Origin of the sequence: Paraperibacillus marinus (genome assembly GCF_046237605.1) — a bacterium.
GTDB classification, from domain to species: Bacteria; Bacillota; Bacilli; order Bacillales; family DSM-1321; genus Paraperibacillus; species Paraperibacillus marinus.
Genome location: NZ_CP143542.1, coordinates 3,523,785 through 3,547,112, shown reverse-complemented (window position 1 = coordinate 3,547,112; position 23,328 = coordinate 3,523,785). Strand labels below are relative to the sequence as shown.

27 protein-coding genes, 1 pseudogene and 1 riboswitch are annotated in these 23,328 nt (G+C 46.0%); of the genes and pseudogenes, 21 read left to right on the top strand and 7 right to left on the bottom strand.

All coding sequences use genetic code 11. The annotated features are described in order from the left end of the window. Nucleotides 1–192 precede the first annotated feature (192 nt). From V1498_RS17915 to V1498_RS17905, 3 genes are all read left to right on the top strand, one after another. On the top strand, nt 193–1,041 hold the full coding sequence (locus V1498_RS17915; RefSeq protein WP_409295114.1) for a hypothetical protein: 849 nt from the start codon (nt 193–195) through the stop codon (nt 1,039–1,041). 197 nt (nt 1,042–1,238) lie between these two features. Then, nucleotides 1,239–1,439, top strand: a complete 201-nt coding sequence (locus tag V1498_RS17910; RefSeq protein ID WP_409290068.1) for a cold-shock protein — start codon at nt 1,239–1,241, stop codon at nt 1,437–1,439. Between the two features lie 338 nt (nt 1,440–1,777). Beyond that, nucleotides 1,778–2,794 (top strand): STAS domain-containing protein, encoded by a 1,017-nt coding sequence (locus tag V1498_RS17905; RefSeq protein ID WP_409295113.1) that lies wholly within the window; start codon nt 1,778–1,780, stop codon nt 2,792–2,794. Nucleotides 2,795–2,838: 44 nt separating this feature from the next. Here the strand turns inward: V1498_RS17905 and V1498_RS17900 are convergent, their stop codons facing one another. Together V1498_RS17900 and V1498_RS17895 are read right to left on the bottom strand one after the other, a co-directional pair. Next, the gene (locus tag V1498_RS17900; RefSeq protein ID WP_409295111.1) at nt 2,839–3,024 is read right to left on the bottom strand and encodes a hypothetical protein; all 186 of its coding nucleotides are present in this window, start codon (nt 3,022–3,024) and stop codon (nt 2,839–2,841) included. Between the two features lie 80 nt (nt 3,025–3,104). Next, nucleotides 3,105–4,283: a MalY/PatB family protein gene (locus V1498_RS17895; protein WP_409295110.1), complete on the bottom strand. Its 1,179-nt coding sequence runs from the start codon at nt 4,281–4,283 to the stop codon at nt 3,105–3,107. Nucleotides 4,284–4,361: 78 nt separating this feature from the next. On the opposite strand from V1498_RS17895, the gene V1498_RS17890 reads away from it, so the two are divergent. After that, on the top strand, nt 4,362–4,625 hold the full coding sequence (locus tag V1498_RS17890; protein ID WP_409295108.1) for a DUF1871 family protein: 264 nt from the start codon (nt 4,362–4,364) through the stop codon (nt 4,623–4,625). Between the two features lie 144 nt (nt 4,626–4,769). Here the strand turns inward: V1498_RS17890 and V1498_RS17885 are convergent, their stop codons facing one another. Then, the gene (locus V1498_RS17885) at nt 4,770–5,606 is read right to left on the bottom strand and encodes an alpha/beta fold hydrolase (protein ID WP_409295106.1); all 837 of its coding nucleotides are present in this window, start codon (nt 5,604–5,606) and stop codon (nt 4,770–4,772) included. A gap of 88 nt (nt 5,607–5,694) precedes the next feature. Further along, complete coding sequence (locus V1498_RS17880) at nt 5,695–5,940, bottom strand: alpha/beta-type small acid-soluble spore protein (protein ID WP_409295104.1); 246 nt, start codon at nt 5,938–5,940, stop codon at nt 5,695–5,697. Between the two features lie 143 nt (nt 5,941–6,083). Between V1498_RS17880 and V1498_RS17875 the strand changes: the two genes are divergently transcribed. Then, a complete protein-coding gene (locus V1498_RS17875) occupies nt 6,084–6,359 on the top strand; it encodes a transporter suffix domain-containing protein (protein WP_409295102.1) in 276 nt (91 codons plus the stop codon). Nucleotides 6,360–6,471: 112 nt separating this feature from the next. Here the strand turns inward: V1498_RS17875 and V1498_RS17870 are convergent, their stop codons facing one another. Beyond that, a complete protein-coding gene (locus V1498_RS17870) occupies nt 6,472–6,837 on the bottom strand; it encodes a helix-turn-helix domain-containing protein (RefSeq protein ID WP_409295100.1) in 366 nt (121 codons plus the stop codon). A gap of 202 nt (nt 6,838–7,039) precedes the next feature. On the opposite strand from V1498_RS17870, the gene yugI reads away from it, so the two are divergent. Next, nucleotides 7,040–7,441, top strand: a complete 402-nt coding sequence (gene yugI, locus V1498_RS17865; protein WP_409295098.1) for a S1 domain-containing post-transcriptional regulator GSP13 — start codon at nt 7,040–7,042, stop codon at nt 7,439–7,441. A gap of 360 nt (nt 7,442–7,801) precedes the next feature. Next, nucleotides 7,802–9,001: an ornithine--oxo-acid transaminase gene (locus tag V1498_RS17860; protein WP_409295097.1), complete on the top strand. Its 1,200-nt coding sequence runs from the start codon at nt 7,802–7,804 to the stop codon at nt 8,999–9,001. A 509-nt stretch (nt 9,002–9,510) separates the two neighbouring features. Here the strand turns inward: V1498_RS17860 and V1498_RS17855 are convergent. Beyond that, nucleotides 9,511–9,744, bottom strand: coding sequence for a DUF378 domain-containing protein (locus tag V1498_RS17855; RefSeq protein WP_409295095.1), 234 nt, complete (start codon nt 9,742–9,744; stop codon nt 9,511–9,513). 209 nt (nt 9,745–9,953) lie between these two features. Here V1498_RS17855 and V1498_RS17850 point away from each other — a divergent pair, with 209 nt between their 5' ends. The 3 genes from V1498_RS17850 (at nt 9,954) to V1498_RS17840 (ending at nt 13,153) form a co-directional block, all read left to right on the top strand. Next, the gene (locus V1498_RS17850) at nt 9,954–11,117 is read left to right on the top strand and encodes an iron-containing alcohol dehydrogenase (protein ID WP_409295093.1); all 1,164 of its coding nucleotides are present in this window, start codon (nt 9,954–9,956) and stop codon (nt 11,115–11,117) included. Nucleotides 11,118–11,285: 168 nt separating this feature from the next. Beyond that, entirely contained in the window at nt 11,286–12,632 is a 1,347-nt protein-coding gene (locus tag V1498_RS17845; RefSeq protein ID WP_409295091.1) for a glucose-6-phosphate isomerase, read from the top strand. A gap of 113 nt (nt 12,633–12,745) precedes the next feature. Beyond that, nucleotides 12,746–13,153: a YugN-like family protein gene (locus tag V1498_RS17840; RefSeq protein ID WP_409295089.1), complete on the top strand. Its 408-nt coding sequence runs from the start codon at nt 12,746–12,748 to the stop codon at nt 13,151–13,153. A gap of 53 nt (nt 13,154–13,206) precedes the next feature. On the opposite strand, the gene V1498_RS17835 is transcribed toward V1498_RS17840, so the two are convergent. Continuing rightward, complete coding sequence (locus V1498_RS17835) at nt 13,207–13,986, bottom strand: potassium channel family protein (protein ID WP_409295087.1); 780 nt, start codon at nt 13,984–13,986, stop codon at nt 13,207–13,209. Between the two features lie 140 nt (nt 13,987–14,126). Further along, nucleotides 14,127–14,313, top strand: a riboswitch (cobalamin riboswitch). 144 nt (nt 14,314–14,457) lie between these two features. Between V1498_RS17835 and cobO the strand changes: the two genes are divergently transcribed. The 11 genes and pseudogenes from cobO (at nt 14,458) to V1498_RS17780 (ending at nt 22,942) form a co-directional block, all read left to right on the top strand. Then, entirely contained in the window at nt 14,458–15,027 is a 570-nt protein-coding gene (gene cobO, locus V1498_RS17830; RefSeq protein ID WP_409295086.1) for a cob(I)yrinic acid a,c-diamide adenosyltransferase, read from the top strand. A 24-nt stretch (nt 15,028–15,051) separates the two neighbouring features. Beyond that, nucleotides 15,052–16,107 carry a nicotinate-nucleotide--dimethylbenzimidazole phosphoribosyltransferase gene (gene cobT / locus V1498_RS17825; RefSeq protein WP_409295084.1) on the top strand — a complete coding sequence of 352 codons (1,056 nt, stop codon included), beginning with the start codon at nt 15,052–15,054 and terminating at the stop codon, nt 16,105–16,107. A gap of 21 nt (nt 16,108–16,128) precedes the next feature. Continuing rightward, a complete protein-coding gene (locus V1498_RS17820; protein ID WP_409295082.1) occupies nt 16,129–17,106 on the top strand; it encodes an ABC transporter substrate-binding protein in 978 nt (325 codons plus the stop codon). Continuing rightward, on the top strand, nt 17,072–18,136 hold the full coding sequence (locus V1498_RS17815; RefSeq protein WP_409295080.1) for a FecCD family ABC transporter permease: 1,065 nt from the start codon (nt 17,072–17,074) through the stop codon (nt 18,134–18,136). The genes V1498_RS17820 and V1498_RS17815 overlap by 35 nt, the downstream gene beginning before the upstream one ends. A 1-nt stretch (nt 18,137) precedes the next feature. Further along, nucleotides 18,138–19,424 (top strand): ABC transporter ATP-binding protein, encoded by a 1,287-nt coding sequence (locus V1498_RS17810; RefSeq protein ID WP_409295078.1) that lies wholly within the window; start codon nt 18,138–18,140, stop codon nt 19,422–19,424. A gap of 11 nt (nt 19,425–19,435) precedes the next feature. Then, nucleotides 19,436–19,996, top strand: coding sequence for a bifunctional adenosylcobinamide kinase/adenosylcobinamide-phosphate guanylyltransferase (locus tag V1498_RS17805; RefSeq protein WP_409295076.1), 561 nt, complete (start codon nt 19,436–19,438; stop codon nt 19,994–19,996). Continuing rightward, on the top strand, nt 19,993–20,757 hold the full coding sequence (gene cobS / locus V1498_RS17800; protein WP_409295074.1) for an adenosylcobinamide-GDP ribazoletransferase: 765 nt from the start codon (nt 19,993–19,995) through the stop codon (nt 20,755–20,757). The genes V1498_RS17805 and cobS overlap by 4 nt, the downstream gene beginning before the upstream one ends. Next, nucleotides 20,709–21,320, top strand: coding sequence for a histidine phosphatase family protein (locus V1498_RS17795; RefSeq protein WP_409295073.1), 612 nt, complete (start codon nt 20,709–20,711; stop codon nt 21,318–21,320). Before cobS ends, V1498_RS17795 begins: the two co-directional genes overlap by 49 nt. Next, a complete protein-coding gene (locus V1498_RS17790; protein ID WP_409295071.1) occupies nt 21,272–21,694 on the top strand; it encodes a bifunctional adenosylcobinamide kinase/adenosylcobinamide-phosphate guanylyltransferase in 423 nt (140 codons plus the stop codon). Before V1498_RS17795 ends, V1498_RS17790 begins: the two co-directional genes overlap by 49 nt. 359 nt (nt 21,695–22,053) lie before the next feature. After that, a pseudogene (locus tag V1498_RS17785) lies at nt 22,054–22,197 on the top strand (penicillin-binding protein); the annotation flags it as partial. 310 nt (nt 22,198–22,507) lie between these two features. After that, entirely contained in the window at nt 22,508–22,942 is a 435-nt protein-coding gene (locus V1498_RS17780) for an SRPBCC family protein (RefSeq protein ID WP_409295070.1), read from the top strand. Nucleotides 22,943–23,328 lie beyond the last annotated feature (386 nt).

Below are 23,328 nucleotides of genomic sequence, written 5' to 3'. Positions count from 1 at the left end.
TTTTAATTGAAAAAGCAGCCTGGAGAAATAGGATTAGTATGCACTTTTTTAACCTTTATTTTCTTTATCAGAAAGCTGTCTTATTTACCATGGGGCAGGGTTATTTGCTGCATTCCTATCCGTGCGGGGCCAAGGTCCTGGATGGTTTTTTCCGTCCTTCAGGCTTTAAGTGATATGGAGGGACGAAGGATAATGACAAACAGATTAATATTGGTGGAAGGACTTCCCGGATCAGGGAAATCAACGATTTCAAAAATGATTTATGATATATTGACAGAATCGGGACGAAAAGCGGTGCTGTTTCAGGAGGGGAATCCCGATCATCCGGCCGATTATGAGGGTGTGGCGATGCTCACGCCGGATTTATATAAGGAGCTGCTGCTGGATCCAGTGAAAGCTGCATTCCTGGACAGCAGCTTCATCATGGAAGATGAGAGACACGTATTGATTCCCTATCGAAAGCTTCAGGAAAAATACGGAGCGGACTTTCCAGAAAGCCTGCTGACGGAGCTTTCCGGGAGTGACGTATATGAACAGCCCATTGAAATCAATCGTAAGCTCATAACATCCAGGTGGAAACAGTTTGCGGCACAGGCGCAAGGAGAGGAAACAATCTATATCTTCGAATGCTGTTTTATTCAAAATCCGGTAACGGTCAGCATGGTCAAATACGGATTGAGTCTGGAGGCATCCGCTGATTATATCCTTGGGCTGGCTGAAGCGGCTTCATGCCTTAACCCGCTGCTGATTTATATTGAACAGGATGATTACAGCTCTTCCTTCAAGAGGGCAGTGGATGAGCGGCCGAGGGAGTGGGCGGAAGGGTTCACTGCGTATTACACAGAACAGGGCTACGGCAAAAGAATGAAGCTTGCGGGCCTGGAAGGGGCCGAGGCCGTGCTGAAGGCAAGGGGGAAGATGGAGCTTGAAATCCTCCGTTCGCTGCCCATCGACAAAGTGAAGCTGAACAACTCCCGCTATGACCAGGGGCTTGCCAGGCAAAGCCTTATTGATTTGATTTCCCCTTTCATTAAGGCATGAAATAATCGAGCCTCATCATAGAAAGCGCTATCAAATTCGCTTAGTGAAACTTGATATTAACTTAAAATTCTGTTACTATTAAATAGAATTATTTTTGTTCGGTGTACAAAGGATTGTAAGTACTAAACTTTTCGTCTTGGTTCACCTGGAGCAAGGATAGTAATTTAGGTGTTTTTCACACTAGGAGGCCGCAAAAAATGGAACAAGGTAAAGTAAAATGGTTTAATGCAGAAAAAGGTTTTGGTTTTATCGAGCGCGAAGGTGGAGACGATGTATTCGTACATTTCTCAGCAATCCAAGGCGAAGGTTTCAAGACTCTTGAAGAAGGTCAGGACGTAACTTTCGACGTAGAACAAGGAAGCCGCGGACCACAAGCGTCTAACGTTCAAAAAGCTTAATAGCCGTCCATTCCAAAACAGACTCCGCGATGGGGTCTGTTTTTTAAAGTTTATCCCCTATCTGTTTATCCTTATTATTTTCCACTGAGAGACTAAAAGCCTGAGCCTTTTAACTGGAAATGTTTCTTTCATTTGAATTATTATAGAATAGCATTGTTTTTTAATGGATGGTCTTAAACCAGTGTCACTCTTCTCCAGCGGTTCTTTAGCCGGATTAGAAGAGATAATGCTGATGCCTATAGATTGGCCTGCTGCAGCGCAGCGGCTTACACAGGAGTAAAAGAAGCCCGTGTGGCTATAATATACTCTATAACCATGCAAAAGGGAGAGTAGTATCAATGAATAAAGAAACTTCCATTGACGTAGGGGGGCTTTCTTTTCAGTGGAATCTGGAGAAGGGTCAATTCTTATATGAAGGCGAAGACGCAGTTCTATTTTGGATTTCGTCAGCCATGAAGACCCTTTTCGATTCGATTGAGGAAATTTCCGGGCTTGAGTCAGCCAGTCTCGTGCTGGAAACAACTGGTTTCCGGCAAGGAATGGTAGTAGGGGATTATTTCAGGAATCTTAATCTTGGAATTGAAGATGTGGCCGGTGTGATTCCCAACACATATGGTTCAGCCGGATGGGGTGAAATTATCATCAACCAAATAAATGAAGTGGAAAAGACCCTCTCTGTCAAGTTAAGGAACAGCTGGGAATACAAAATCAACAAGGCCCAGGGAAAGAGCAAGGCAGGAAGCTTCATGCCTGCCCACTATGCCGGTATCTTTACAGGGCTTTTTGGCACCAACATCTGGTATGAAGTGAAAGAGAGCCAGATAGAAGGCCGTGATTTTGATATAGTGGAATATTTCCCTTCCGATATAACAGTGGCCAACAATATCCACCTTTTGGCAAGAAGGAAGGAAACCGAACACATTCAGATGCTTGAGGCAGTGGTAGAGAATAAAACAAGGGAGCTTCAAGGCCTTGTAAAAGAGCTTTCGTCTCCAATCATACCTGTTCTTGAAGGAGTCGTGGTGGTGCCGCTCCTTGGGAAATATGACGAAGCCCGTTCAACCGACCTCATTGAAAAAACTTTGAATAACCTGCCGCAGCATAAGGCCACTTACCTGATCCTTGATTTAACGGGGCTGGATAAGGACTTGAGCGATTTTACCGCACATTTTATACATAAGCTGGGTTCGGCAGCCAATTTAATCGGAATGAAGACCATCCTGGTAGGGATTTCACCGGAATTATCCATGATTATCTCAAGCCTGAGGATTGAATTAAGCCAGTATGACTGCTTTCAGACACTGCAGCATGCTATTTATTATGCACTGGCCCAGTCCGGCAGGAAAATTATCTAAAATAGAAAGAGGCGGATGCATGATGCACCGCCTCTTTCCTTTTCTTATACAACGTAAAATCCAATGCCCAGCAGCAGGACGAGAGCAAGGATGACATACATCCAGGTAAGCCGGGACAAATTCCCGCTTGTGGCCCCGCTGTAATTTTCATCGCTTTTCCCTCCAAGCAGCAAGGTGCCGATCAGGGAAAATACACAAATAATGATGACCAATATAATTGCAAGCTTCATATAAATGCCTCCATGCTTTCATTTTACAATAAAAAGTCTGGGAGGCTCGAGGCTTTTTTTGACAAAAGAGTGGCGGAAATTCATGCGAGAGCAGATTTCAGGCGCTTCAGGCCCTCCTCAAGCAGCGGGCGCGGGCAGCCGATATTCATCCGCAAGAATCCTTCTCCCCCAGGGCCGAACTTCGTCCCGGGATCCAGCGCAAGCTTCCCCTTTTCAATCAAACGCTGCTGAATCAGCTGATCTGGAGCACCAAGGCTCCGCGCATCAATCCATAACAGGAAGGAAGCATCCGGTCTCATACAGGCGAGGCCCGGTATTTCTTGCTCGATAAAGGAAATGGCCCTGTCTGCATTATCCTCTATGTAATCTAAAATGGCGTCCAGCCATGGAGCCCCATCTCTGTATGCCGCTTCCATGGCTGTCAGTGCAAGTGCGTTCAAACCGTCAAAGCCCCGGCGCTCCTGGACGGCTGAAAACCCCTGCCGCAGTGCTTCATTTTCTGCTAACACTACCGATGCCTGCAGTCCGGCAATGTTAAAAGTCTTGCTCGGGGCCATGGCCGTGATCGTGATATTCGATATTTCAGGACTCACACCAGCAAGCGGTATGTGCTTTTGCCCGCCGAGGGAAAGGTCTGCATGAATCTCATCCGAGATGATTTTTACATCATACTGCCTGCAAAGATTGCCGATCTTCTCCAATTCCTCCCTCGTCCATATTCTTCCGCCTGGATTATGCGGACTGCAGAAAAGGAACAGCTTGACACCTGATTTTAATTGTTCTTCAAAATCGTCAAAGTCAATATAATAACGGCCGTTTTTCAAAACCAGCTGATTATTGGCGAGCTTCCGGCCATTTTTCACCACCACATTGAAGAATGGGGCATAAACAGGGGACTGTATCAAAACAGTGTCTCCGGGTTCTGTATAAGCCTCAATGGCTATCTGCAGCGCTGAAACCACACCTGCGCTGAACTGAATCCACGGTTTTTCAATCTCCCAATTATGGCTTTTCCTTATCCAGCCTATGATTGCATTGTAAAGGCCGGCCTGAGGAGAGGTATAGCCAAAGATACCATGTTTCACCCTCTCCTCAAGCGCATCAATCACCACCTGTGGTGAAGTGAAATCCATGTCTGCCACCCACATGGGCAGAAGCTCGCGGGCACCGAACCTTTCCTCCGCTAAATCCCACTTTAGACAGGATGTATTTGTTCTCTGAATTATTTCATCAAGTGTACTATTTGGCAAAATTTCCACCCCATTTTTAATTTTAATACTTATGATACTATAGAATGGACGCATAAATCATCTAATTTACAAAATGGAGTGAATATTTTGTCAAATAATAATAAAGAAGCAATCAGTCTTGATCAGTGGCTTTATGAATGGGATCCACTGGATATGGGTGCAGACTCCTATGTAACCGAAAAAGCAGAAATTCTGGGCTTGTTATATACAACAGATAATCCCGGCACCATTGCCGAAAAAATTAAAGAAATTCTGGAATTCTCATTTGGTGAATCGCCGGGTACTGAGCAATGCATGAATGCAGCCCGCACACTTGTCCAATTAAAGAACAGCCAATCCTGCGAGCTGTAGGGAGCCTTTAAAGGCGCCAGCGGTCTTGGTTGTCAATTGGGAGCAGGACAACAGAAAAGGCATGAGTCCTGTCCCATGCAGACTCATGCCTTTCAGGCTTCCTGATGAAATTAACCGGACCTGGCTGTGGCCAGCCTTCGATGATTATCCCAAAAACTCCTGGATTGCCGAAAATACTTTTTCCGGCTCTTCCTCCGGCAGGAGGTGCCCGGCGTCCTTAAAGATCGTCAGTGTGGAGCAGGGAAGGTCCTCGTGGAGTTTTCTGCCGACGTCTGCCGGCACAACCCGGTCATGCTCGCCCCAAAGGAGGAGGCAGGGAATGTGGATGCTCTGCAGATCTTTAGAATCCAAATCACCCTCCCGGTCGCGGATCATTTTCGCGAGCCCTTTAAAAATCATATCGTCGAGAAAAGGTTCCATATATCCGTCGACCATCTCCTGGTCTATCAGGGCATGGTTGTAAACAACATTTTGAAGATTTTTTTCGACACCGGATTTCGCCAGCCATCTTTTGACATATAGGTGGAAAAACGGCAGTCTGCTGGAAAGAACCAGGGCGCGTCCGGATTTTTTCAGGTAGCCTGAGCTGCAGAGCAGGATGGCTTTCGAGGCAAGGTGCGGTGCCTGTTTTATCACATAAAGACAAATCTGTCCGCCCATGGAATGACCGGATAATATAACTCTGTTTAAATTCAGGTGCTCCAATAATTCAATGATGGCACGGGCGTGGTTTTCATGGGAGTAGATATAAGAACTGCTTTTTCCGCTCTTGCCGAATGGCGGCAGGTCTATTGTGACAATGCTGTATTGTTCCGCAAGATAAGGAATCAATTTACGAAAGCTAAAAGCGGATGATAAAAATCCATGGATAAGAACGATTGTTTCCGTAGAAGACGGATTTTTATAATGTTCAAAGTAAAGACCATTGGCAAATAACTCTTTGCTTAAGGTATAATCGGTTGTTCCCTGAATTTTCACCATTCCACAGCCCCTCCTTTTTTAGGTAGTTTACCCACATATAAGAATTTAAAGGTTGCCGGGAAGAAAAAGAACCTGCAGATGCAGATTCCTATTTATTCATGTTTTCCTGTGCCATACGTATGAGTTCCTTAACCATGCCCCCTCCAAGCATGCCTCCGGTCCTGCCAGCCTGACGGGAAGTCAAACCGCCGTTATAGCCTTCCTTCAGGGGGACGCCTGCCTCACGTGCTGCCTCAAATTTTGCAACTTCAGGTTTAATGGTGCCTGCCACCCTTGCCTTTAGCCGGTCAAGTCCTTCTCTGGCTCCCGGTACCAGGATTTTTCTTCTGGACATTGAAATCACCTCCTCATGTGGAGGATTCCCGGAAGGCACGCCTTTATGCGGGAAGAGGCAATTGGTAATTGATATTGATTGTGATCCCAGGATTCTCTGGGTACAATGAAATAAATGATATTTAAATGAAATGGAGATGGCTCATGGCATCTGATCGAAAATCAACCCTTAAGCTTGGAATCATCCTTCTGGTCATTTCAACCCTGTTTTGGCTGACTCCTCTCCTCGTTCCATTCCTAGAGCTTAGCGGGAAAGGAAAGGTGGTCCTGACGGCTCTTCTGCTGATTGCAGCTGAAATTTTATTTTGGGCGGGCGTATTTTTTGCTGGAAAAGAAGCTGCCAAAAAGTTCAGGGGCAGGCTGAATCCCAAGAACTGGTTCAATGGTGAAAAGGAAAAGGAAAAGGATAAAGACCTATAATGCCCTGACTAAAAAAAGAGGACAAAACAGTATCTGTTTTGTCCTAAAAAAAGGGGGGGAATACTAGAAAGCTAGAAAGCCTTATCACAAGTATGGTCAGAAAATTTCTTTTTTAAACATAATTCCGCGCATCCCCGCCTTTTTTTTCTTCAAGGATCCGGTTCATGTCTTCTTCACTCCATTCCGTGATTTTCCTTAGAATCCACACAGCCTTCTGGCGGCCAATCTGATTGATGAGCTGTTCGATTTCCGCTTCCAGTCCTGAGGCCTTTGATGACTTTCCGGATATGGCCAAGTCCCGGGCAGGAACCTCCAGCACGGCAGCCAGATGGAGCAGCGTCCCGATATCGGGGGTCTTTTCACCCGTTTCAAACTTATCTAAAATATGGGTTCCTACATGAATTTTTAGAGCCAGTTCCTGCTGTGTCAAATTTCGTTTTTCCCTAAGGCCTTTGATGATGTAACCGAGCTCTGACATGGATTTTTCCCTCCAGCTGCCTTTTATCCATATCTTACTGCAGCAGGCCGGAATAGTTGAATGTCCCTAGGAAAAAAGAAGCTGTGCCATGTGCTTGTGTCCAGAAGTTTTAAAGCTTCCTTTGATTAAAGGTCAAGCTTGTGTTATAATTTACAATTGCGTATATAAACATGAAAAATTTAATGAATATAGGAGTGTTCTCATGTCTGAAAAATATGAAGTAGGTTCTGTAGTAACGGGAAAAGTAACAGGGATTCAATCTTATGGTGCATTCGTCGCCTTAGACGATTCAACTCAAGGTCTAGTGCATATCTCTGAAATTACCCACGGTTATGTGAAGGATGTCAACGAGCATCTTAAAGTAGGCGATGAAGTACAGGTTAAGGTACTTTCTATCGATGAAGCCGCTGGCAAGATCGGCCTTTCAATCCGTGCAACGGAGGAAGCCCCGGAGCGTCCGCAGGCACAGCCAAAACGTGCTCCTAAGAAACGCCAGGCTACTATAAAATCAACAACTGAAAGCACTGAAGGCTTTAACACACTGAAAGACAAGCTTCAAGAGTGGATTGATCAGTCTCAGCGCGAAGATTTAATCAAAAAATAATAGATTCAGTAAAAGCAGATATGACTAAAACATATCTGTTTTTTTTTTTTTGTGGAAAAGGGCTGAGCTCCATGTATCATGAGGCTTCCTGCAGCTGGGTGTGAACATTATTTATCTTTCTGGCATTCCTGGCCTGAGACTTGCTCCGCCCCACCACCTTATTGTTCTTTTCCAGTTATTTTCATGCTTGGGCTGCGAGTGAAAAACTATTTGTGTTTTTATTATCCCTATATAGTGAGTAAATCTTGTATAAAAATTCAATTTTCTGAATGCGGTGGAAAGCGCTATTATTTTTAGGGTTTGAATATGCCATCTCTCCATGTACAATAGAAGGGAAACAGTGGATGGGAGGAATATAAGATGACTTTAGAATCAAAATCAAACCACCTGATTGAGCAGACTGAGAAGTTCGGTGCTCCTAACTATCACCCGCTTCCAATCGTGATTGCAGAAGCAGAGGGTGTATGGGTTAAAGACCCTGAAGGCAATAAATATATGGATATGCTTAGTGCTTATTCCGCTGTGAACCAGGGACACCGCCATCCAAAGATTATTCAAGCTCTTAAAGACCAGGCGGACCGGGTTACCCTTACGTCCCGGGCCTTCCATAATGATCAGCTTGGCCCATGGTATGAGAAAATCTGCGGCCTTACCAATAAAGATATGGCACTTCCGATGAACACAGGGGCTGAAGCCGTCGAGACAGCTATCAAGGCGGCAAGGCGCTGGGCTTATGATGTAAAGGGCGTAGAAGACAATAAGGCGGAAATCATTGCCTGCCTTGGCAACTTCCATGGCAGGACCATGACGGCGGTTTCCTTGTCTTCTGAGGAAGAATATAAGCGTGGATTCGGTCCAATGCTGCCAGGCATCACATTGGTCCCATATGGTGATCTGAATGCCTTGAAGGCGGCTGTCACCCCGAATACAGCAGCATTCCTGATTGAACCAATCCAAGGGGAAGCAGGCATCATCATACCAGAAGAAGGCTTCCTAAAAGCTGCTAAAGAATTATGCCAGGAAAATAATGTATTGTTCATAGCCGATGAAATTCAAGCCGGGCTGGCCCGCTCAGGCAAAATGTTTGCCTGTGAATGGGAAGAAGTCGAGCCTGACATGTATATCCTTGGCAAGGCGCTTGGAGGCGGCGTATTCCCCATCTCATGTGTAGTTGCCAATAAAGATATTCTTGGCGTTTTCAATCCCGGTTCACATGGATCAACATTTGGAGGAAATCCGATGGCCTGTGCAGTTTCCATTGCCTCCCTGGATGTACTGGTGGATGAGAAACTGGCCGAACGTTCAAATGAACTTGGCGAATATTTCAAAGCCGAATTAAAAAAGATAAAAAATCCGGTCATCAAAGAGGTCCGCGGCCGCGGTTTATTTATCGGTGTAGAACTTACAGAGCCTGCCCGTAAATACTGCGAACAGCTGAAGGAAGAAGGGCTGCTCTGCAAAGAGACTCACGACACCGTCATCCGTTTTGCCCCGCCGCTCGTCATCTCAAAGGAAGATCTGGACTGGGCCATTGAACGGATCAAAAAAGTTTTATCTTGAGGAAATAAATATTTATACAATCAGAAGGCCGCTTTTAGCGGTCTTTTCTCATACCCAGTAAATAAAGTATTTAGTTGAGAAGCAGAATGAGTGATCGGGGAAGGGATGCATGCCGGTCCATGAGGATTGTTTGGAGGAAAATCTATCAGCACCACTTTAAAATGGCTGTTACTCGCGGAAATGAGACGTTTACTCGCCGAATTTCTAATATACTCGCCGCAATCTTTTTTTACTCGCCAAACAAACTATTTTACTATCCGAAATCATCATTTACTCGCCAAAGCAGGAAGTTACTCGCCGTTCACAATATCGAATTACCTGGCAGATGGTAACCCGCATTCAACCTCACTTGGCATTCCAACAAAGTCCCTCAATATATGGAGCTCAGCCGCGCCATTCACTTAAAGGACCCATTATTAACCGGCACACCAAAGCCCGGGGAGAAAAACATATTGTTTTTCTCCCCGGGCTTTATTTTTAAGGACTTTTAAAAAAAGCCCATCCTTATGCTACCGGGTCGGATCAGGATGTCCAGCCGCGGAAGTTTCACGGTCGGGGACAAAGAGCAGGCCGATATTCACTAACCCGGCAATGCCGACAAGTCCGTAAATAATTCTTGCTAATGCTGAATCCTGGCCGCCAAAGATTGCGGCAACAAGGTCAAATTGGAAAAAACCGACCAGGCCCCAGTTTACAGCTCCAATAATGGTAAGAACTAGAGCGATACGCTGAATTGCACTCATGCAAATCCTCCTTTTTTGATGGTTCATCTATAGATTGCTTAAGCTGGGAAAAAAATATGCAGGATGAATTTCAATTGCAAAAGGATGAGCAACTAAGGCGAGAGGCGGACGTATGCAAGGATAAAAGAGCATTTTTGCAATTGTAATCTTTTTCTTTGATATTGTGAGGCCGTTTTTGCATAATAAGAAGCGAAGGAGGCAGATGAAATATGATTAATTTTGCTTTTAAAAACCCGGTTAAATTAATATTTGGTAGAGACCAGCTCGAACAGCTGAAAAATGAAATCCCTCAATATGGCAAAAAGGTTCTGCTTGTGTATGGCGGCGGAAGCATAAAGAGAAGCGGTTTATATGATAAAGTAGTAAATTATTTAAAGGAAATCGATGTGGAGGTTTCCGAACTTTCCGGTGTTGAGCCGAATCCAAGATTATCGACTGTCAGAAAAGGCGTTGAAATCTGTAAACAGGAAGGAATCGACTTCCTGCTTGCGGTTGGCGGCGGTTCTGTCATCGACTGCACAAAGGCTATTGCAGCCGGTGCAAAATATGATGGAGATGCCTGGGATATTGTCATCAAAAAGGCAGAAGTAAAGGCAGCACTTCCTTTTGGAACGGTCCTTACCCTAGCGGCAACCGGGTCTGAAATGAATGCAGGATCGGTTATCACAAATTGGGAGACACAGGAGAAATATGGCTGGGGAAGCCCGCTGACATTCCCTCAGTTCTCCATCCTTGAACCTGAGAATACATTCACAGTGCCGAAGGATCAGACTATTTATGGAATTGTGGACATGATGAGCCACACCCTGGAGACGTATTTCCACCAGGGCACAAATACTGAGCTTCAGGACAGAATGTGTGAATCCCTGCTGAAGACTGTGATGGAAACTGCACCAAAGCTACTTGATAACCTGGAGAGCTATGAGCACAGAGAAACCATCCTTTATTCAGGCACGATTGCCCTGAATGGCATGCTTTCCATGGGTATTCGCGGCGACTGGGCGACCCATAATTTAGAGCATGCTGTTTCAGCCGTATATGATATTCCTCATGCCGGCGGACTGGCGATCATTTTCCCGAATTGGATGCGCCATGTGATGAATGAAAACCTTGGCCGGTTCAAGCAGCTTGCAGTGAGGGTCCTTGATGTTGATTCAGAAGGAAAAAGTGATGAAGAGATTGCCCTTGAGGGAATCGATGCACTGAGCAGCTTCTGGAGCAGCCTTGGAGCACCGTCAAAGCTTGCGGATTATGATATCGATGATTCGAAAATCGACGTGATGGCTGATAAAGCCATGGCTAACGGTGAATTCGGAAACTTCAAGAAGCTGAATAAAGAGGACGTTCTGGCGATTTATAGAGCTGCCCTTTAAAGTGAAGTGCACCCTGCATACTGGGTGCGCTTTTTCTTTTATCTGCCCATGCCGCCCATTCATAAAAATAAATATGATTGGGTACGCTTACATGGGGGGCTTCGGCTTGAAATGAGCGTGAGCTTTCAGGTAAAGTGAAAAAGTAATCTAATATATGGAGGAACACACATGACACATGTACGTTTCGATTATTCCAAAGCGTTATCATTCTTTGGCGAACACGAATTAACATACTTAAAAGATGCAGTACGCACTGCACATAACTCCCTTCATGAAGGAACAGGGGCAGGCAGCGATTTTCTTGGCTGGGTAGATCTGCCGGTGAATTATGATAAAGAAGAGTTTGCAAGGATCCAAAAAGCAGCAGAGAAAATCAAGTCAGATTCTGACATTCTTTTGGTCATCGGGATAGGCGGATCTTATCTTGGTGCGCGTGCAGCGATCGAAATGTTGCAGCACAGCTTTTACAATGCACTCCCTAGAGAAAAGCGCGGCACACCACAGGTATTGTTTGTCGGCAATAACATCAGCTCTACATACATGACAGACTTGATGGACCTGCTCGATGGCAGGGATTTTTCAATCAATGTCATTTCAAAATCAGGCACGACGACTGAGCCTGCCCTTGCATTCCGCATCTTCCGCAAGCTGCTTGAGGAAAAATACGGTGCAGAAGAAGCTAAAGGCCGCATCTACGCAACAACGGATAAAGAACGTGGTGCGCTGAAAACATTGGCAAGTGAAGAGGGATATGAATCCTTCGTGATTCCCGATGATGTGGGCGGCCGCTATTCAGTACTGACGGCAGTCGGTCTGCTGCCTATCGCGGTGAGCGGAGCTGATATTGATGCGATGATGAAGGGCGCAGCACAGGCCCGTGAGGACTTTGTAGGCGATGATATCGAACAGAATGCCAGCTATCAATACGCAGCAGTGCGGAACGTTTTATACAACAAAGGGAAAACGATCGAAATGCTGATCAACTATGAGCCTGGTCTTCAGTACTTATCTGAATGGTGGAAGCAGCTCTTCGGTGAAAGTGAAGGCAAGGACCAGAAAGGGATCTACCCATCATCCGCCAACTTCTCCACTGATCTTCACTCTCTTGGTCAATATGTACAGGAAGGCCGCAGAGACTTGTTCGAAACGGTTATCAAAGTGGAAAAGCCGCGACATGAGCTATCGATCGAAAGCGAAGAAAATGACCTGGACGGCTTGAATTATCTTGCCGGAGAAACCGTCGACTTTGTTAATAACAAAGCATTCGAGGGAACGCTTCTTGCGCATACAGACGGCGGAGTTCCCAACCTGATTGTGACGATCCCTGCCATGGATGCATACACATTTGGATATCTTGTATACTTCTTTGAAAAAGCATGTGCGATCAGCGGCTATCTGCTGGGAGTGAATCCCTTCGACCAGCCGGGCGTCGAGGCATACAAGGTGAATATGTTTGCCCTGCTAGGCAAACCAGGCTTCGAAGACAAAAAAGCAGAACTTGAAAAGAGATTATAAAAAAACGGCTTCGGCCGTTTTTTTATGGGGACAGTCCCCATTTCCCGGATTATTTCCCAATGTATTTCTCTCGTTTCCCGGATATGCTAAGGAAAAAAGAGAGGGTGGGACAAATGATAGAAATTCCTTCACAGCTTGAGGGGCATACGTTTTCGTTATATGACCTGGAGCAGACTTTAAAGCCAAGGGGCTACAGCATCAGCGGCAGCTGGGATTACGACCATGCGTATTTTGATTATAAAATCGACAGCCGTAACGGCTACCAGTTCCTGAGGGTCCCTTTCCGCGCGGTGGAGGGGGGGCTGGATACGAGGGGAGCAGCCGTTATGCTCGGGAGGCCGTTCCTGCTCAGCCATCAATATAAAAAAGGCCCCGATGACCACGCGGGGATCGGCAATTTTTCAGCTTCGTTTAATCAATTCCAGGAGCCGGCCGATAAGGACGCGGAATTTCCAGACCGGTATGTAGAGCTCGGCAAATCACTCGTCAAAGAGCTTGAGTCCATATTGCTGCCAACCTGAGCGCCCGTGCAGGAATCTGAAAAAGGGACCACTAAATAGCGGGGGCCCTGAATTTATTCGTCAGGATTTAATCCAGCCAGTGACTGTTCCATGACGTCACTAATGACTGCATTAGAGCGGAGCAGGGTGTCAGCTCCTGCTCTTTTTGCATTTTCCGTCTGCTCCTCTGTCAAAATTTCCGCTATGCAGCGGACACCGGGATTCAACCCTTTGACAGCAAGCAGGCACATGATGGTAAAGGCATCACATTGATATTCATCCTTTGATATGCCGGCGGTAATCAAAACGGCTGCTGCATTTTTTATATTGGCGCGCGCAAGCACTCGGTCATGGCTGCCATTGCCGTGGATAAAGTGAATGGAATGATCCCTGAATGGATTAAGCTCCAATGTTTCATCCACCAGGACGATCGGAGTGCTGCCGTCCGTCCTCCTCAGCTTTAAGATCGTCTGCCTTGATCGTTCATTCCAGCCAATGATAACCGTATGACCCTGGCGGTGATATTCTTTCCGTCCGGCCAGGTAATTGGATTGGGCAGTTACCGCTGCAGCTGACAGTGTTGTGATATATGTCGTGAACAGGCCGATTCCCGTGACAATCAGCACCATTCCCAAAAGCCTGCCCGGAATGCTTGCCGGGGCATAATCGCCATAGCCGACTGTAGAAGCAGTCACCAGTGCCCACCAAATTCCTTCAAGAATCGATGGGAAGGATGCCGGTTCAAGGAAATGGATCGCTGTGCCAAAGACAATGGAAATGAATAGAGCAATGAAAGCTAGCGCCAGAATCCTTTTGGGCCTGGCTGAACCTTCTCCGGTATTGGGGTTGATCATCGGCCGCCCTCCTTTCAAGCTGATTCTTCTTAAATAGTATAGACCATTTCCTATCTCTGATAATCAGGGTGGGGGCATTTAGAAAGAAGATGGCTCTATGCCTTTCCAAATTTCGACTTTTCCGGTAGAATAGTAACGAACTGAATATCTTTTTTAAAAGTGCCCTGTTGACAGGGATAATAGGGAAATCGGTGAAAGTCCGATGCAGCCCCCGCTACTGTAAGCGTTGATGAAAGAACTGCAGTGCAGCCACTGGCTTAAATGCTGGGAAGGCCGCAGTTCAATGAACGTGAAGCCAGGAGACCTGCTTTTAAAGAGTGCAGTACTTATACTTCGGTGGGAAGAATAAGTCAAGAGAGATGCTATTCGCATGCTAAGCCCTTGACTTTATATGTCCAGGGCTTTTTTTCTTTCGGCTATTTTAATCCATTAAGCTTTCTGCTTTCTTTTTGACTATAGAACCCACCGAAAATGGGAAAAGGGGGATTCACACTGGAATACAAAGAAAATACAAAAGGCCGTATCCTGATTTACACGGGAGATGGAAAGGGAAAGACGACTGCTGCCATCGGAGTGGCAGTAAGGGCGCTTGGCAGGGATATGAAAGTGGCCATGCTCCAGTTCATCAAGTCGCCCGGAAGGAATTACGGCGAACAGAACAGTCTTGAAAAGCTCGGGGCGCATGTGCAGCAGCTCGGGGAAGGGTTCACTTGGACCAAGACTCCTGAAATACACCGAAAAGCCCTGGAGAGAGCATGGGAAACTGCTAAAGAAACGATAAACAGCGGAAACTACGACTTAGTCATCCTGGATGAATTAAATAATGCATTAGCCATAGACTCATTTCCCGTAGATGATGTCCTGCCTCTACAGGAAGTAGTGTCGGTCCTGAAGGATAAACCGGAGAAGCTCCATGTAATTGTAACAGGGAGGAGTGCAAGACAGGAGTTGAAGGATATAGCAGATCTGGTGTCAGTGGTGGAAGCGGAGAAGCACTATTACGATGAAGGAGTCAAGGCTATATACGGCATAGAATACTGATAAACAGGTCAGGGGGGCCTTAAGATGAAGATTAAAGCAGAAGCGGTCATCCAGTCGATCACCCCGCTTTCCAAGAAACATGGAAGGGAGCAGCTCGAACATTTGAATTCCCTGACAAAGCCTCCCGGCAGCCTGGGTGCACTAGAAGAAGCAGCGATCCAGCTGGCAGCCATCAAAGGTGAAATCAACCCTGGCATTGAGCCTCCGGGAATCGTGGTATTTGCAGCGGATCATGGCATCTGTGCAGAAGGCGTGTCCGCCTATCCCCAGGAAGTTACTGGCCAGATGGTGCTTAATTTTGTCCAGGGAGGAGCGGCTGTAAATGTATTGGCCGGCCGCATAGGCGCCCTGCTCGAAGTGGTTGATGTCGGGGTGGTCCAGGATATTGAAGATGTAAGGCTGACTAAGAGGAAAATTGCCAGTGGCACAAAGAACTTCTTCGCCGAGGATGCGATGTCCAGGGAACAGGCATATGAATCAATCTTCGCTGGCATGGAGTCCGCCCGGGAGCTTTTAGACAGAGGAGCTGGTCTTCTGATTCCAGGTGAAATGGGAATCGGGAATACGACATCAAGCTCTGCCATCGTTTCAGTAGTGACCGGAGAGCCGGTCGAACTTACAGCCGGTCTTGGAACCGGCACTGAAGGCAGCAGGCTGTTACATAAAAAAAGAATCATTGAGGAGGCGCTGCTCAGGCGGAAGCCTGACCGAAATGATCCTGCAGGCATACTGGCAGCAGTCGGGGGATTTGAGATTGGTGCCATGACCGGAGCCATGCTGTATGCCGCTTCAAGGAAGGTGCCCATCCTGCTTGATGGCTTTATCTGTACGGCAGCAGCACTGATTGCGGCTGGATTCAACGGGCATGTTTCCGATTATATGATCGCAGGCCATCAGTCCGCTGAGCCCGGCCATGGTCTTGCACTTGATTATCTAGGGAAGAAACCGCTGTTAAGCCTTGGCATGAGGCTCGGAGAAGGCAGCGGTGCCGCACTTGCCTACCCGCTCCTTGCTGCGGCTGTTGATATGGCCAAGAATATGGCTACCTTTGAAGGGGCCGGAGTGTCAAATAAACATTAATCAAAACATTGGAGGATCTTCATGAAAACACATATAACCAGGCACTTCAGCCTGCTGTCCATTCTATTTATACTTACCGCTGCCCTGCTTGGCGGCTGCGGCTCCACAGCAGAGCCTAAAAAAGAAGAAAATAAATCCAGTCAGAACGAAAATGAAAAAGCTTTCCCAATTACAGTGACAGATGATGAAGGCGAAAAGGTAACGATAGAAAAAGAGCCTCAAAAAATCGTCTCTCTTACTCCAAGCACAACGGAAATTGCTTTTTCCCTCGGTCTTGGGGACAAAATCGCTGGTGTATCCGATTATGATAATTATCCAAAGGAGACAGCAGAGAAAGAAAAGGTAGGCTCACAGGAGATAAATGTTGAAAAAGTATTGTCACTGCAGCCTGATCTTGCCCTGCTTGATGATTATCATTATAAAAATCATAAAGATGTTATCCAAAAGTTCAAGGATGCCGGCATTACTGTATTGATCATTAACAGCAGTAAAAATACATTTGACCAGGTTTACGATTCCATAAAGCTTATGGGCAAGGCAACAGGCACCCCTGAAAAAGCAGATACAGTCATTCAGGATATGAAGAAACGGATAGCAGATGTTAAGGAAAAAGCAAAAACAGTCAAAGATAAAAAGCGTGTATGGGTGGAAGTTTCGCCTCAACCGGAAATTTATACCACGGGCAAGGATACTTTCATGCAGGAAATGCTTGATGCAATCGGAGCCGTTAATGTGGCTGAATCACAGACTGGCTGGGTGAAAGTCAATGAAGAAGAGGCGGTTAAGTATAACCCCGATGTTATCATTACTACCTATGGCTATTATGTGAAGAATCCGGATCAGCAGGTCTTAAACAGAAAAGGCTGGGCCGAGGTGCCGGCAGTCAAAAATAAACAGGTCTTTGATGTTAACAGCGATACTGTTACCCGCCCTGGGCCGCGGCTGGCGGAGGGAGTGGAACTCCTTGGAAAAGCAATCTATCCAGACATTTTCAAATAAGCGCGCTGCTTTTCTATACCTATTTGCGCTTGTATTCGTTATCTTCTCCATTATATTGGCAGTTTTTGCAGGAACGGTTTCCATAACCGTTCCTGATATTTTAAAAATTATTACAGATCATATTACGGGCATGGATGTATATGATGGGCCCAAAAGCACAGAAATGATCATCTGGGAAATCCGTTTTTCCAGGGTAATGCTCGCCTTCCTGGTTGGCGCGGCCCTTTCTCTTGCAGGCGCTGCATTTCAAGGCCTCCTCCGGAACCCTCTGGCAGATCCATATACGATCGGGGTATCATCAGGAGCCTCCCTCGGTGCGGTCCTAGCCATCTTTTTTCAGATCAACATTATTTGGCTGCATGGGTTCACTCTTCCTGTGTTTGCCATTGCCGGCGGATTTTTGACGCTCGGGCTGGTCTTTTGGATCACAAGGCTCGCCAGCAGTTCACTGGCCAATGAAACGATCATCCTCGCCGGGATCATTCTTACATCTTTCACAGGAGCACTTGTGTCACTGCTTATGGCCATATCCCCACAGGAAGATGTAAGGCAGATTCTTTACTGGCTTATGGGAAGCGTGTCCATGCGGGGCTGGGATCATGTAAAGCTGATCATGCCGTTTTTCATAATAGGTGCTGCCCTTTTGCTGATGAATACACGCGAATTGAATGGCCTGGTTCTGGGTGAGCAGGCTGCCCAGTTTTCGGGAATAGACGTCCGAAGGAAAAAAAGGCTGATTTTGGTGGCAGCATCAACGCTGACAGGAAGCGCTGTCGCTGTTTCGGGCGCAGTTGGCTTTGTCGGGCTTGTCATTCCTCATCTGGTAAGGCTGATAGCCGGCTCCAGCCATAAGCATGTACTGCCGCTATCACTGCTGATTGGAGGAGGATATCTGGTTTTGGCCGATTTAATCTCAAGAATAGCCATCTCTCCGAGAGAATTGCCGATAGGCGTTGTGACCGCCCTGGTCGGTGCACCAATTTTTACACTGCTGATGATTAAAGAAAGAATGAGAAGAAGGGGAATATAACATGCTTCAAGTCCAGAATCTAACAGGTGGATATGGAAAAAGAGCAACGGCTGTCCGAAATGTCACTTTCGATGTGAAGAGAGGCAGCTTTTATGCCTTGCTGGGGCCGAATGGCAGCGGCAAAACGACTCTGGTAAGACTGCTGATGGGAATCCTGCCGGCTGAAGCCGGGGAGGTATATCTAGATGGCAAGAGCATGAAGCATTACAGTCCAAAAGAACTGGCCAGGAAGGTAAGCGTCCTGAGCCAGGAAAACCAGCTCGGACTTGACTTTACGGTGGAAGAGATTGTTGCCCTGGGGCGGTATCCCTATCAGGAAAGCCGTTTTTTCCAGGAAGAAACAGAGGAAGACAAGAAGGCAGTAGAGGAAGCCATGAGGCTCACACATATAGACCAGTTCCGCAGGCAGTCGTTCCATGCACTCAGCGGGGGGGAAAAGCAGCGGGTCCTGCTGGCGAAAGCTCTGGCACAGGGACCGGAATTAATTATCCTGGATGAGCCGACTAATCATCTGGATCTAAAGCACAGCCTGGAAATTCTGGAGCTCCTGAGGCTTCTCCAGCAGGAGAGGGATTTAACGGTGCTTGCGATTCTGCATGATTTAAACATTGCTTCTATGTTTGCAGACGGCTTCGGTTTGATGAAAAGCGGGAACATGGTACGCACAGGCAGCCGCTTCCACCCGGAAGACGAAGCATTACTCAGCGATGTGTATGATACACCAATCAAGCTTCTGCCCCATCCCGAACTTTCTGGGTCTCAGGTTGTCTATATGCCCCGGCCGTTTTCTGCACCAGAGGAAAAACCGCTTTCGCCGTTTGTGGTCTCGGAGGGGGAAGGCCCTTTTACACTCCATCTCGGTTCCTCCTTCAGAACGCTTACGGCAGGGAGTGGCGGAAAGGGCCTGGGTTGGTGTTCAGGCCTTAGGTATAGCCGGTGTCCAGCGGAAGAGCCTCAAGAGTATTTTATTCTTGCTGATCAGGGTATGGGGGATCTTGAATATAAAGAAATCAATTTGATGGGGGTTCCATGCATATTTGGGACTGCCAGGTCTGATGCACAATGCAATTTTTTCCTGTTTGTTCATCTGCCATTGAGTGATCTGGATCTCATCCATCTGGCCATGCAGCTTGCCGGGATGGGATTATCCGCGGATACCGGTCATGATTCTGGCTCGGTCGTCATAGGGGCTGATAAAAATGCCGCTGATTTATATGGATCAAGGGATCTGTTCATGGCAGAGCTGCGCGGATGGCTCAAGACAGGAACAATGACTCTTTCCAATTAAGGAGGAAAGCGGTGCTTACGTTTATTTCAGGAGGAGCACGATCGGGTAAAAGCTCTTTGGCTGAACAGCTCGCAATGGAGAATTATAATAGAGTGAAACAGCTTTATCCTTTCGCCCGTCTTGTTTATCTCGCAACAGCAAAGAAAAGTGACTTTGCCCATGAAGACCGCATCAAAAGGCATCAGCTGCAAAGAGGAAAGTGCTGGCTGGCTTTTGAAGAACCGTACGATCTAACTGAAGTGCTCTCCGGTGTTCCAAATCACTCCACGATCCTGCTGGACTGCCTGACCGTATGGACAGCAAACATCATGTATGGGCTGGGTGAAAGCCTGGCAGAAGCGGAACAAAAGCTCAGTCAATTCCTGCTGACAGCTGTCAAAAAGGAATGCTCTTTATACATTGTTTCAAATGACGTGAACGAAGGACTCCCTTCCAGTACGGATGGAGTACAAAAATATATATATATTCTGGAATCCCTTCACCGGCTCGTGATACAGAACGCGGATGATGTGATTCAGGCTGCGGCCGGCATTCCTGTTATATGGAAAAATCAGGGTAAGGTGCTGATATGAAGTCTGTCATGCATGGATTTGGCCTTGCCTTTCAATTCCTCACCAGAATCCCGGTCCATATGGAATGTGAAATAAACACGAAGACAATCAAATGGGCACTCAGGTTTTTCGGAGCTGCCGGGATGGTGCTTGGATTAATGCTGGCGGGCGTCCTTGCCCTTTTCCAAAGCGGGCTGCCGCCCATTCTTATGACTTTATTGCTGGTGACTGTACCTATCCTGTATACAGGCGGGCTCCACCTGGATGGTTTGATGGATCTAGCAGATGCTGCTGGATCTAACCAGCCTATGGAAAAAAAGCGGGAAATTCTGAAGGATCCACGTACAGGCAGTTTTGGTGTTATCGCCTGCCTCCTGCTTCTCGCCTGGAAAGCAGGTCTTCTGTATACATTAACAAAACAACCCTCCGGGCAGTTGCTTATCATTCTTGCCTTTATCCCGATATTGGCACGTCTGCAGGCTCTCTGGCTCCTATTTTTCTTCGAACCGTTTAAGCGGGAGGGACTGGCTTTTTTCTGGAGGCAAAACCTTGCATTTTCCGATATCCTCCTTTCCCTTATTTGGACTCTGCCGTTTATATTATTGGATTGGAAAGTCCTGCTGCTGATCGTCCTGCAGTTTCTGGCAACTTATTTATACGGGAGATGGGCCGTGCGTACCTTAGGTGGCATTAATGGAGATGTGGTTGGTGGTTCTATAGAGGGGGCTGAGCTATGGAATCTCGCCGCAGTTTCCGCATACTTCTTATACGCCACGGTGTGACCGTCTGGAATAAGGAGAAGAGGTACCTTGGACATACAGATATTCCGCTATGTGAGGCTGCACTGAGAGAATTGAAGCCGAAAACCGGGTTTTGGAGTACTGCACCCGTTTTCTCAAGCGGACTGCAGCGCTGTCTTAGGACCGCCGGGCTGTTATGGCCTAAATCCCCGATTACAATAGATGAGAGATTGAGAGAAATGGACTTTGGGAGCTGGGATGGCCTTACCTATGAAGACTTGAAAGAAGATTCCTCCTATACAAGGTGGCTTTCAGACTGGATGAATATCCATCCGCCTTCAGGGGAAACAGGAGTCAGCTTTCGAGCGAGGGTGAATGCTTTCATGGAAGATCTGCTGAAGGATGAAGCGGGGCACTGTGCTGCCATTGTTACTCATGGCGGTGTTATCAGGAGTATTATATCTGACCTCGTGCCGGAAAAAGATTTTTTTGAAATCCCGATTCCCTATGGAGGAGGGTATGAGTTGAACCTTGAGAAAAGAGGGGGGCAATGGCAGTGCAGCTCGTTATTGGAGGTGCCTATTCAGGCAAAAGAAAATTCCTAAGAAGCACTGGGGAAGAATTTAACTTGGTTTCTGCCTATATGGGCCATTCCATGGAAGATGCCCTGAATCATCCCGGCTGCCAAGGCTCACTGGCAGTGGAAGGATTCGAAGTCTGGATAAAGGATCGGCTGTTGGGCAATGAAGGGGATATCCGCCAAGAATTCGTTCAGTATTACCAATCGCTGCTCGAGCTTGAAAGGGACACGGGGATTACTGTATTCCTTTTAATGGTTGAGATGGGGAGAGGGATCGTTCCGGTGGACAGCATGGATCGCAAATGGAGAGACTATGCAGGCTGGGTCCAGCAGGATGCAGCCAAAGCTTCCGAGGGCGTCTATTATGTCTGGCATGGGCTTGCACAAAGGATTAAATAGCAGGGCTTTTTTTCTAAAAGATGTTTTTTAATGAGTTCTGTAAAGGCAATTATATCAGTAAGCCAGTTTAGCAGGCACCTGGAGAGAAAAATAACCTCCTTGCTCAATATGCAAAATCTTTTGGAGAACAGCCAATAAAAAAGGAAACGGCTTTTATAAAGAAAGCCGTTTTTATACAGGCTGGATATGGAAAAATCACCCTGTTTCTTATGCGCTATATAGTAGATAGACAAATTGTAAATGGTCACCTGGAAAAATTTCAAACAGTGAAAAGAATATTGTTTAAACGAAGATAACCAGCCTTTTTATGTTCAATTCCGAGTAACAGAGACTGAGGAAGTTAATTTTAAGTTATAAGGATGTCATTAATTGAAAAAATTACTTATCAGAATTTAATATCTTACATAGAGGAAATCAAGAGTCGGAACTATAGCATTGCTTCTGCTTTAGTAGTAATAAAAGACAACGTAATCCAGTTAGAGCATTATAGTGGTCATCATTCAGAATAATTGATTTTATGGAGAGATGGCATGGGTTAGAATAAAGGATTTTACCACGAATTAGTAGAATAGATATTCTATTACTATAGTTTAATATAGTAACGTGAAAAGAATAAAACTGTCCTAGGCTTTCTAGTCCTCGAATGGCATTCCAAAATATCTTAGTGAAAAACCCAAAACTACGAAGATGAACAAATAATTATAGAAGGTTTAAATCCATCTCTCACCATACTCTCACTCCCTGAGTTAATTATAAGAGGGAGGATATGGAAAAATCTTAAATTTGAATTTACAAAAGAGAGGAACGATACGTATGAAAAATGTTACTAAGTTTAAAATCTTAAAGCCAACTAATGAAGTATTTGAAGCATTTGTAGATCCCAAAAAAATCGGAAACTTTTGGTTTTCATCAAGTTCTGAAAGATGGGAACAAGATAAAATCATTACGGTTAAATATGAGGAATACAATGCACAGCTTGATATAAAAGTTTTAGAAATCGAGAAAAATAAGAAAATTGTTTACGAATGGGGTGCAAATGGAGAAGGAAATATTGTAACCATTTCGCTAGAAGAATTGGACAATTCCGATACAATTATCGAAGTAATAGAAGAGGGCTTTAAAGATAATGATGAAGAATTGATTAGTCAATTGTTAGATAATAAAGAAGGCTGGGTATTTATGTTGTCCTGCTTAAAAGGGTATTTGGAATTAGGTGTTACTCAGTTAAGAGGCGGGTTAGTGAAGTAGCATATGAACGAATTCGAAAAAGCACATTCAGTCAAATGTGCTTTCTTTAGCTCATCAGAAGATATTTTAACACACGACGGACAGCACAAGGAAAGCTTCGTCAGCTTTGCTCGTACGAAGAAAAAGCATAGCCTTTTTGTAAGCAAAACTATGGCCTTCGCCAAAAGGGCTTGGTGAATGCCAAGTTTTTGTCGAATTTTCACACAATAACGACCTTTTCCCAGTGTATGGCCTTTTTTTAACTGTTCTCAAGGGAACAGTTTTTTCATTTGTCTCGATTTGCTTTATGCGGATTATAAAAGCTATAAGCTCCATACCACATAGGCACGGCCGCTGAATGTCCTCGATGCAAACGTAGAAGCTCAGAGCCATATGGCCCTGAGCTT

What these genes read in the sequence shown, in the direction of transcription:
- V1498_RS17885 (WP_409295106.1), bottom strand. Translation starts at nt 5,606, where the DNA reads ATGGTGAAAATTCAGGGAACAACCGATTATACCTTAAGCAAAGAGTTA.
- V1498_RS17855 (WP_409295095.1), bottom strand. Translation starts at nt 9,744, where the DNA reads ATGAGTGCAATTCAGCGTATCGCTCTAGTTCTTACCATTATTGGAGCT.
- V1498_RS17810 (WP_409295078.1), top strand. Translation starts at nt 18,138, where the DNA reads ATGCTTCAAGTCCAGAATCTAACAGGTGGATATGGAAAAAGAGCAACG.
- V1498_RS17780 (WP_409295070.1), top strand. Translation starts at nt 22,508, where the DNA reads ATGAAAAATGTTACTAAGTTTAAAATCTTAAAGCCAACTAATGAAGTA.
- V1498_RS17900 (WP_409295111.1), bottom strand. Translation starts at nt 3,024, where the DNA reads ATGAAGCTTGCAATTATATTGGTCATCATTATTTGTGTATTTTCCCTG.
- cobT (WP_409295084.1), top strand. Translation starts at nt 15,052, where the DNA reads ATGAAGATTAAAGCAGAAGCGGTCATCCAGTCGATCACCCCGCTTTCC.
- cobO (WP_409295086.1), top strand. Translation starts at nt 14,458, where the DNA reads ATGGGAAAAGGGGGATTCACACTGGAATACAAAGAAAATACAAAAGGC.
- V1498_RS17850 (WP_409295093.1), top strand. Translation starts at nt 9,954, where the DNA reads ATGATTAATTTTGCTTTTAAAAACCCGGTTAAATTAATATTTGGTAGA.
- cobS (WP_409295074.1), top strand. Translation starts at nt 19,993, where the DNA reads ATGAAGTCTGTCATGCATGGATTTGGCCTTGCCTTTCAATTCCTCACC.
- V1498_RS17795 (WP_409295073.1), top strand. Translation starts at nt 20,709, where the DNA reads ATGGAATCTCGCCGCAGTTTCCGCATACTTCTTATACGCCACGGTGTG.
- yugI (WP_409295098.1), top strand. Translation starts at nt 7,040, where the DNA reads ATGTCTGAAAAATATGAAGTAGGTTCTGTAGTAACGGGAAAAGTAACA.
- V1498_RS17840 (WP_409295089.1), top strand. Translation starts at nt 12,746, where the DNA reads ATGATAGAAATTCCTTCACAGCTTGAGGGGCATACGTTTTCGTTATAT.
- V1498_RS17905 (WP_409295113.1), top strand. Translation starts at nt 1,778, where the DNA reads ATGAATAAAGAAACTTCCATTGACGTAGGGGGGCTTTCTTTTCAGTGG.
- V1498_RS17845 (WP_409295091.1), top strand. Translation starts at nt 11,286, where the DNA reads ATGACACATGTACGTTTCGATTATTCCAAAGCGTTATCATTCTTTGGC.
- V1498_RS17915 (WP_409295114.1), top strand. Translation starts at nt 193, where the DNA reads ATGACAAACAGATTAATATTGGTGGAAGGACTTCCCGGATCAGGGAAA.
- V1498_RS17870 (WP_409295100.1), bottom strand. Translation starts at nt 6,837, where the DNA reads ATGTCAGAGCTCGGTTACATCATCAAAGGCCTTAGGGAAAAACGAAAT.
- V1498_RS17880 (WP_409295104.1), bottom strand. Translation starts at nt 5,940, where the DNA reads ATGTCCAGAAGAAAAATCCTGGTACCGGGAGCCAGAGAAGGACTTGAC.
- V1498_RS17910 (WP_409290068.1), top strand. Translation starts at nt 1,239, where the DNA reads ATGGAACAAGGTAAAGTAAAATGGTTTAATGCAGAAAAAGGTTTTGGT.
- V1498_RS17860 (WP_409295097.1), top strand. Translation starts at nt 7,802, where the DNA reads ATGACTTTAGAATCAAAATCAAACCACCTGATTGAGCAGACTGAGAAG.
- V1498_RS17835 (WP_409295087.1), bottom strand. Translation starts at nt 13,986, where the DNA reads ATGATCAACCCCAATACCGGAGAAGGTTCAGCCAGGCCCAAAAGGATT.
- V1498_RS17875 (WP_409295102.1), top strand. Translation starts at nt 6,084, where the DNA reads ATGGCATCTGATCGAAAATCAACCCTTAAGCTTGGAATCATCCTTCTG.
- V1498_RS17820 (WP_409295082.1), top strand. Translation starts at nt 16,129, where the DNA reads ATGAAAACACATATAACCAGGCACTTCAGCCTGCTGTCCATTCTATTT.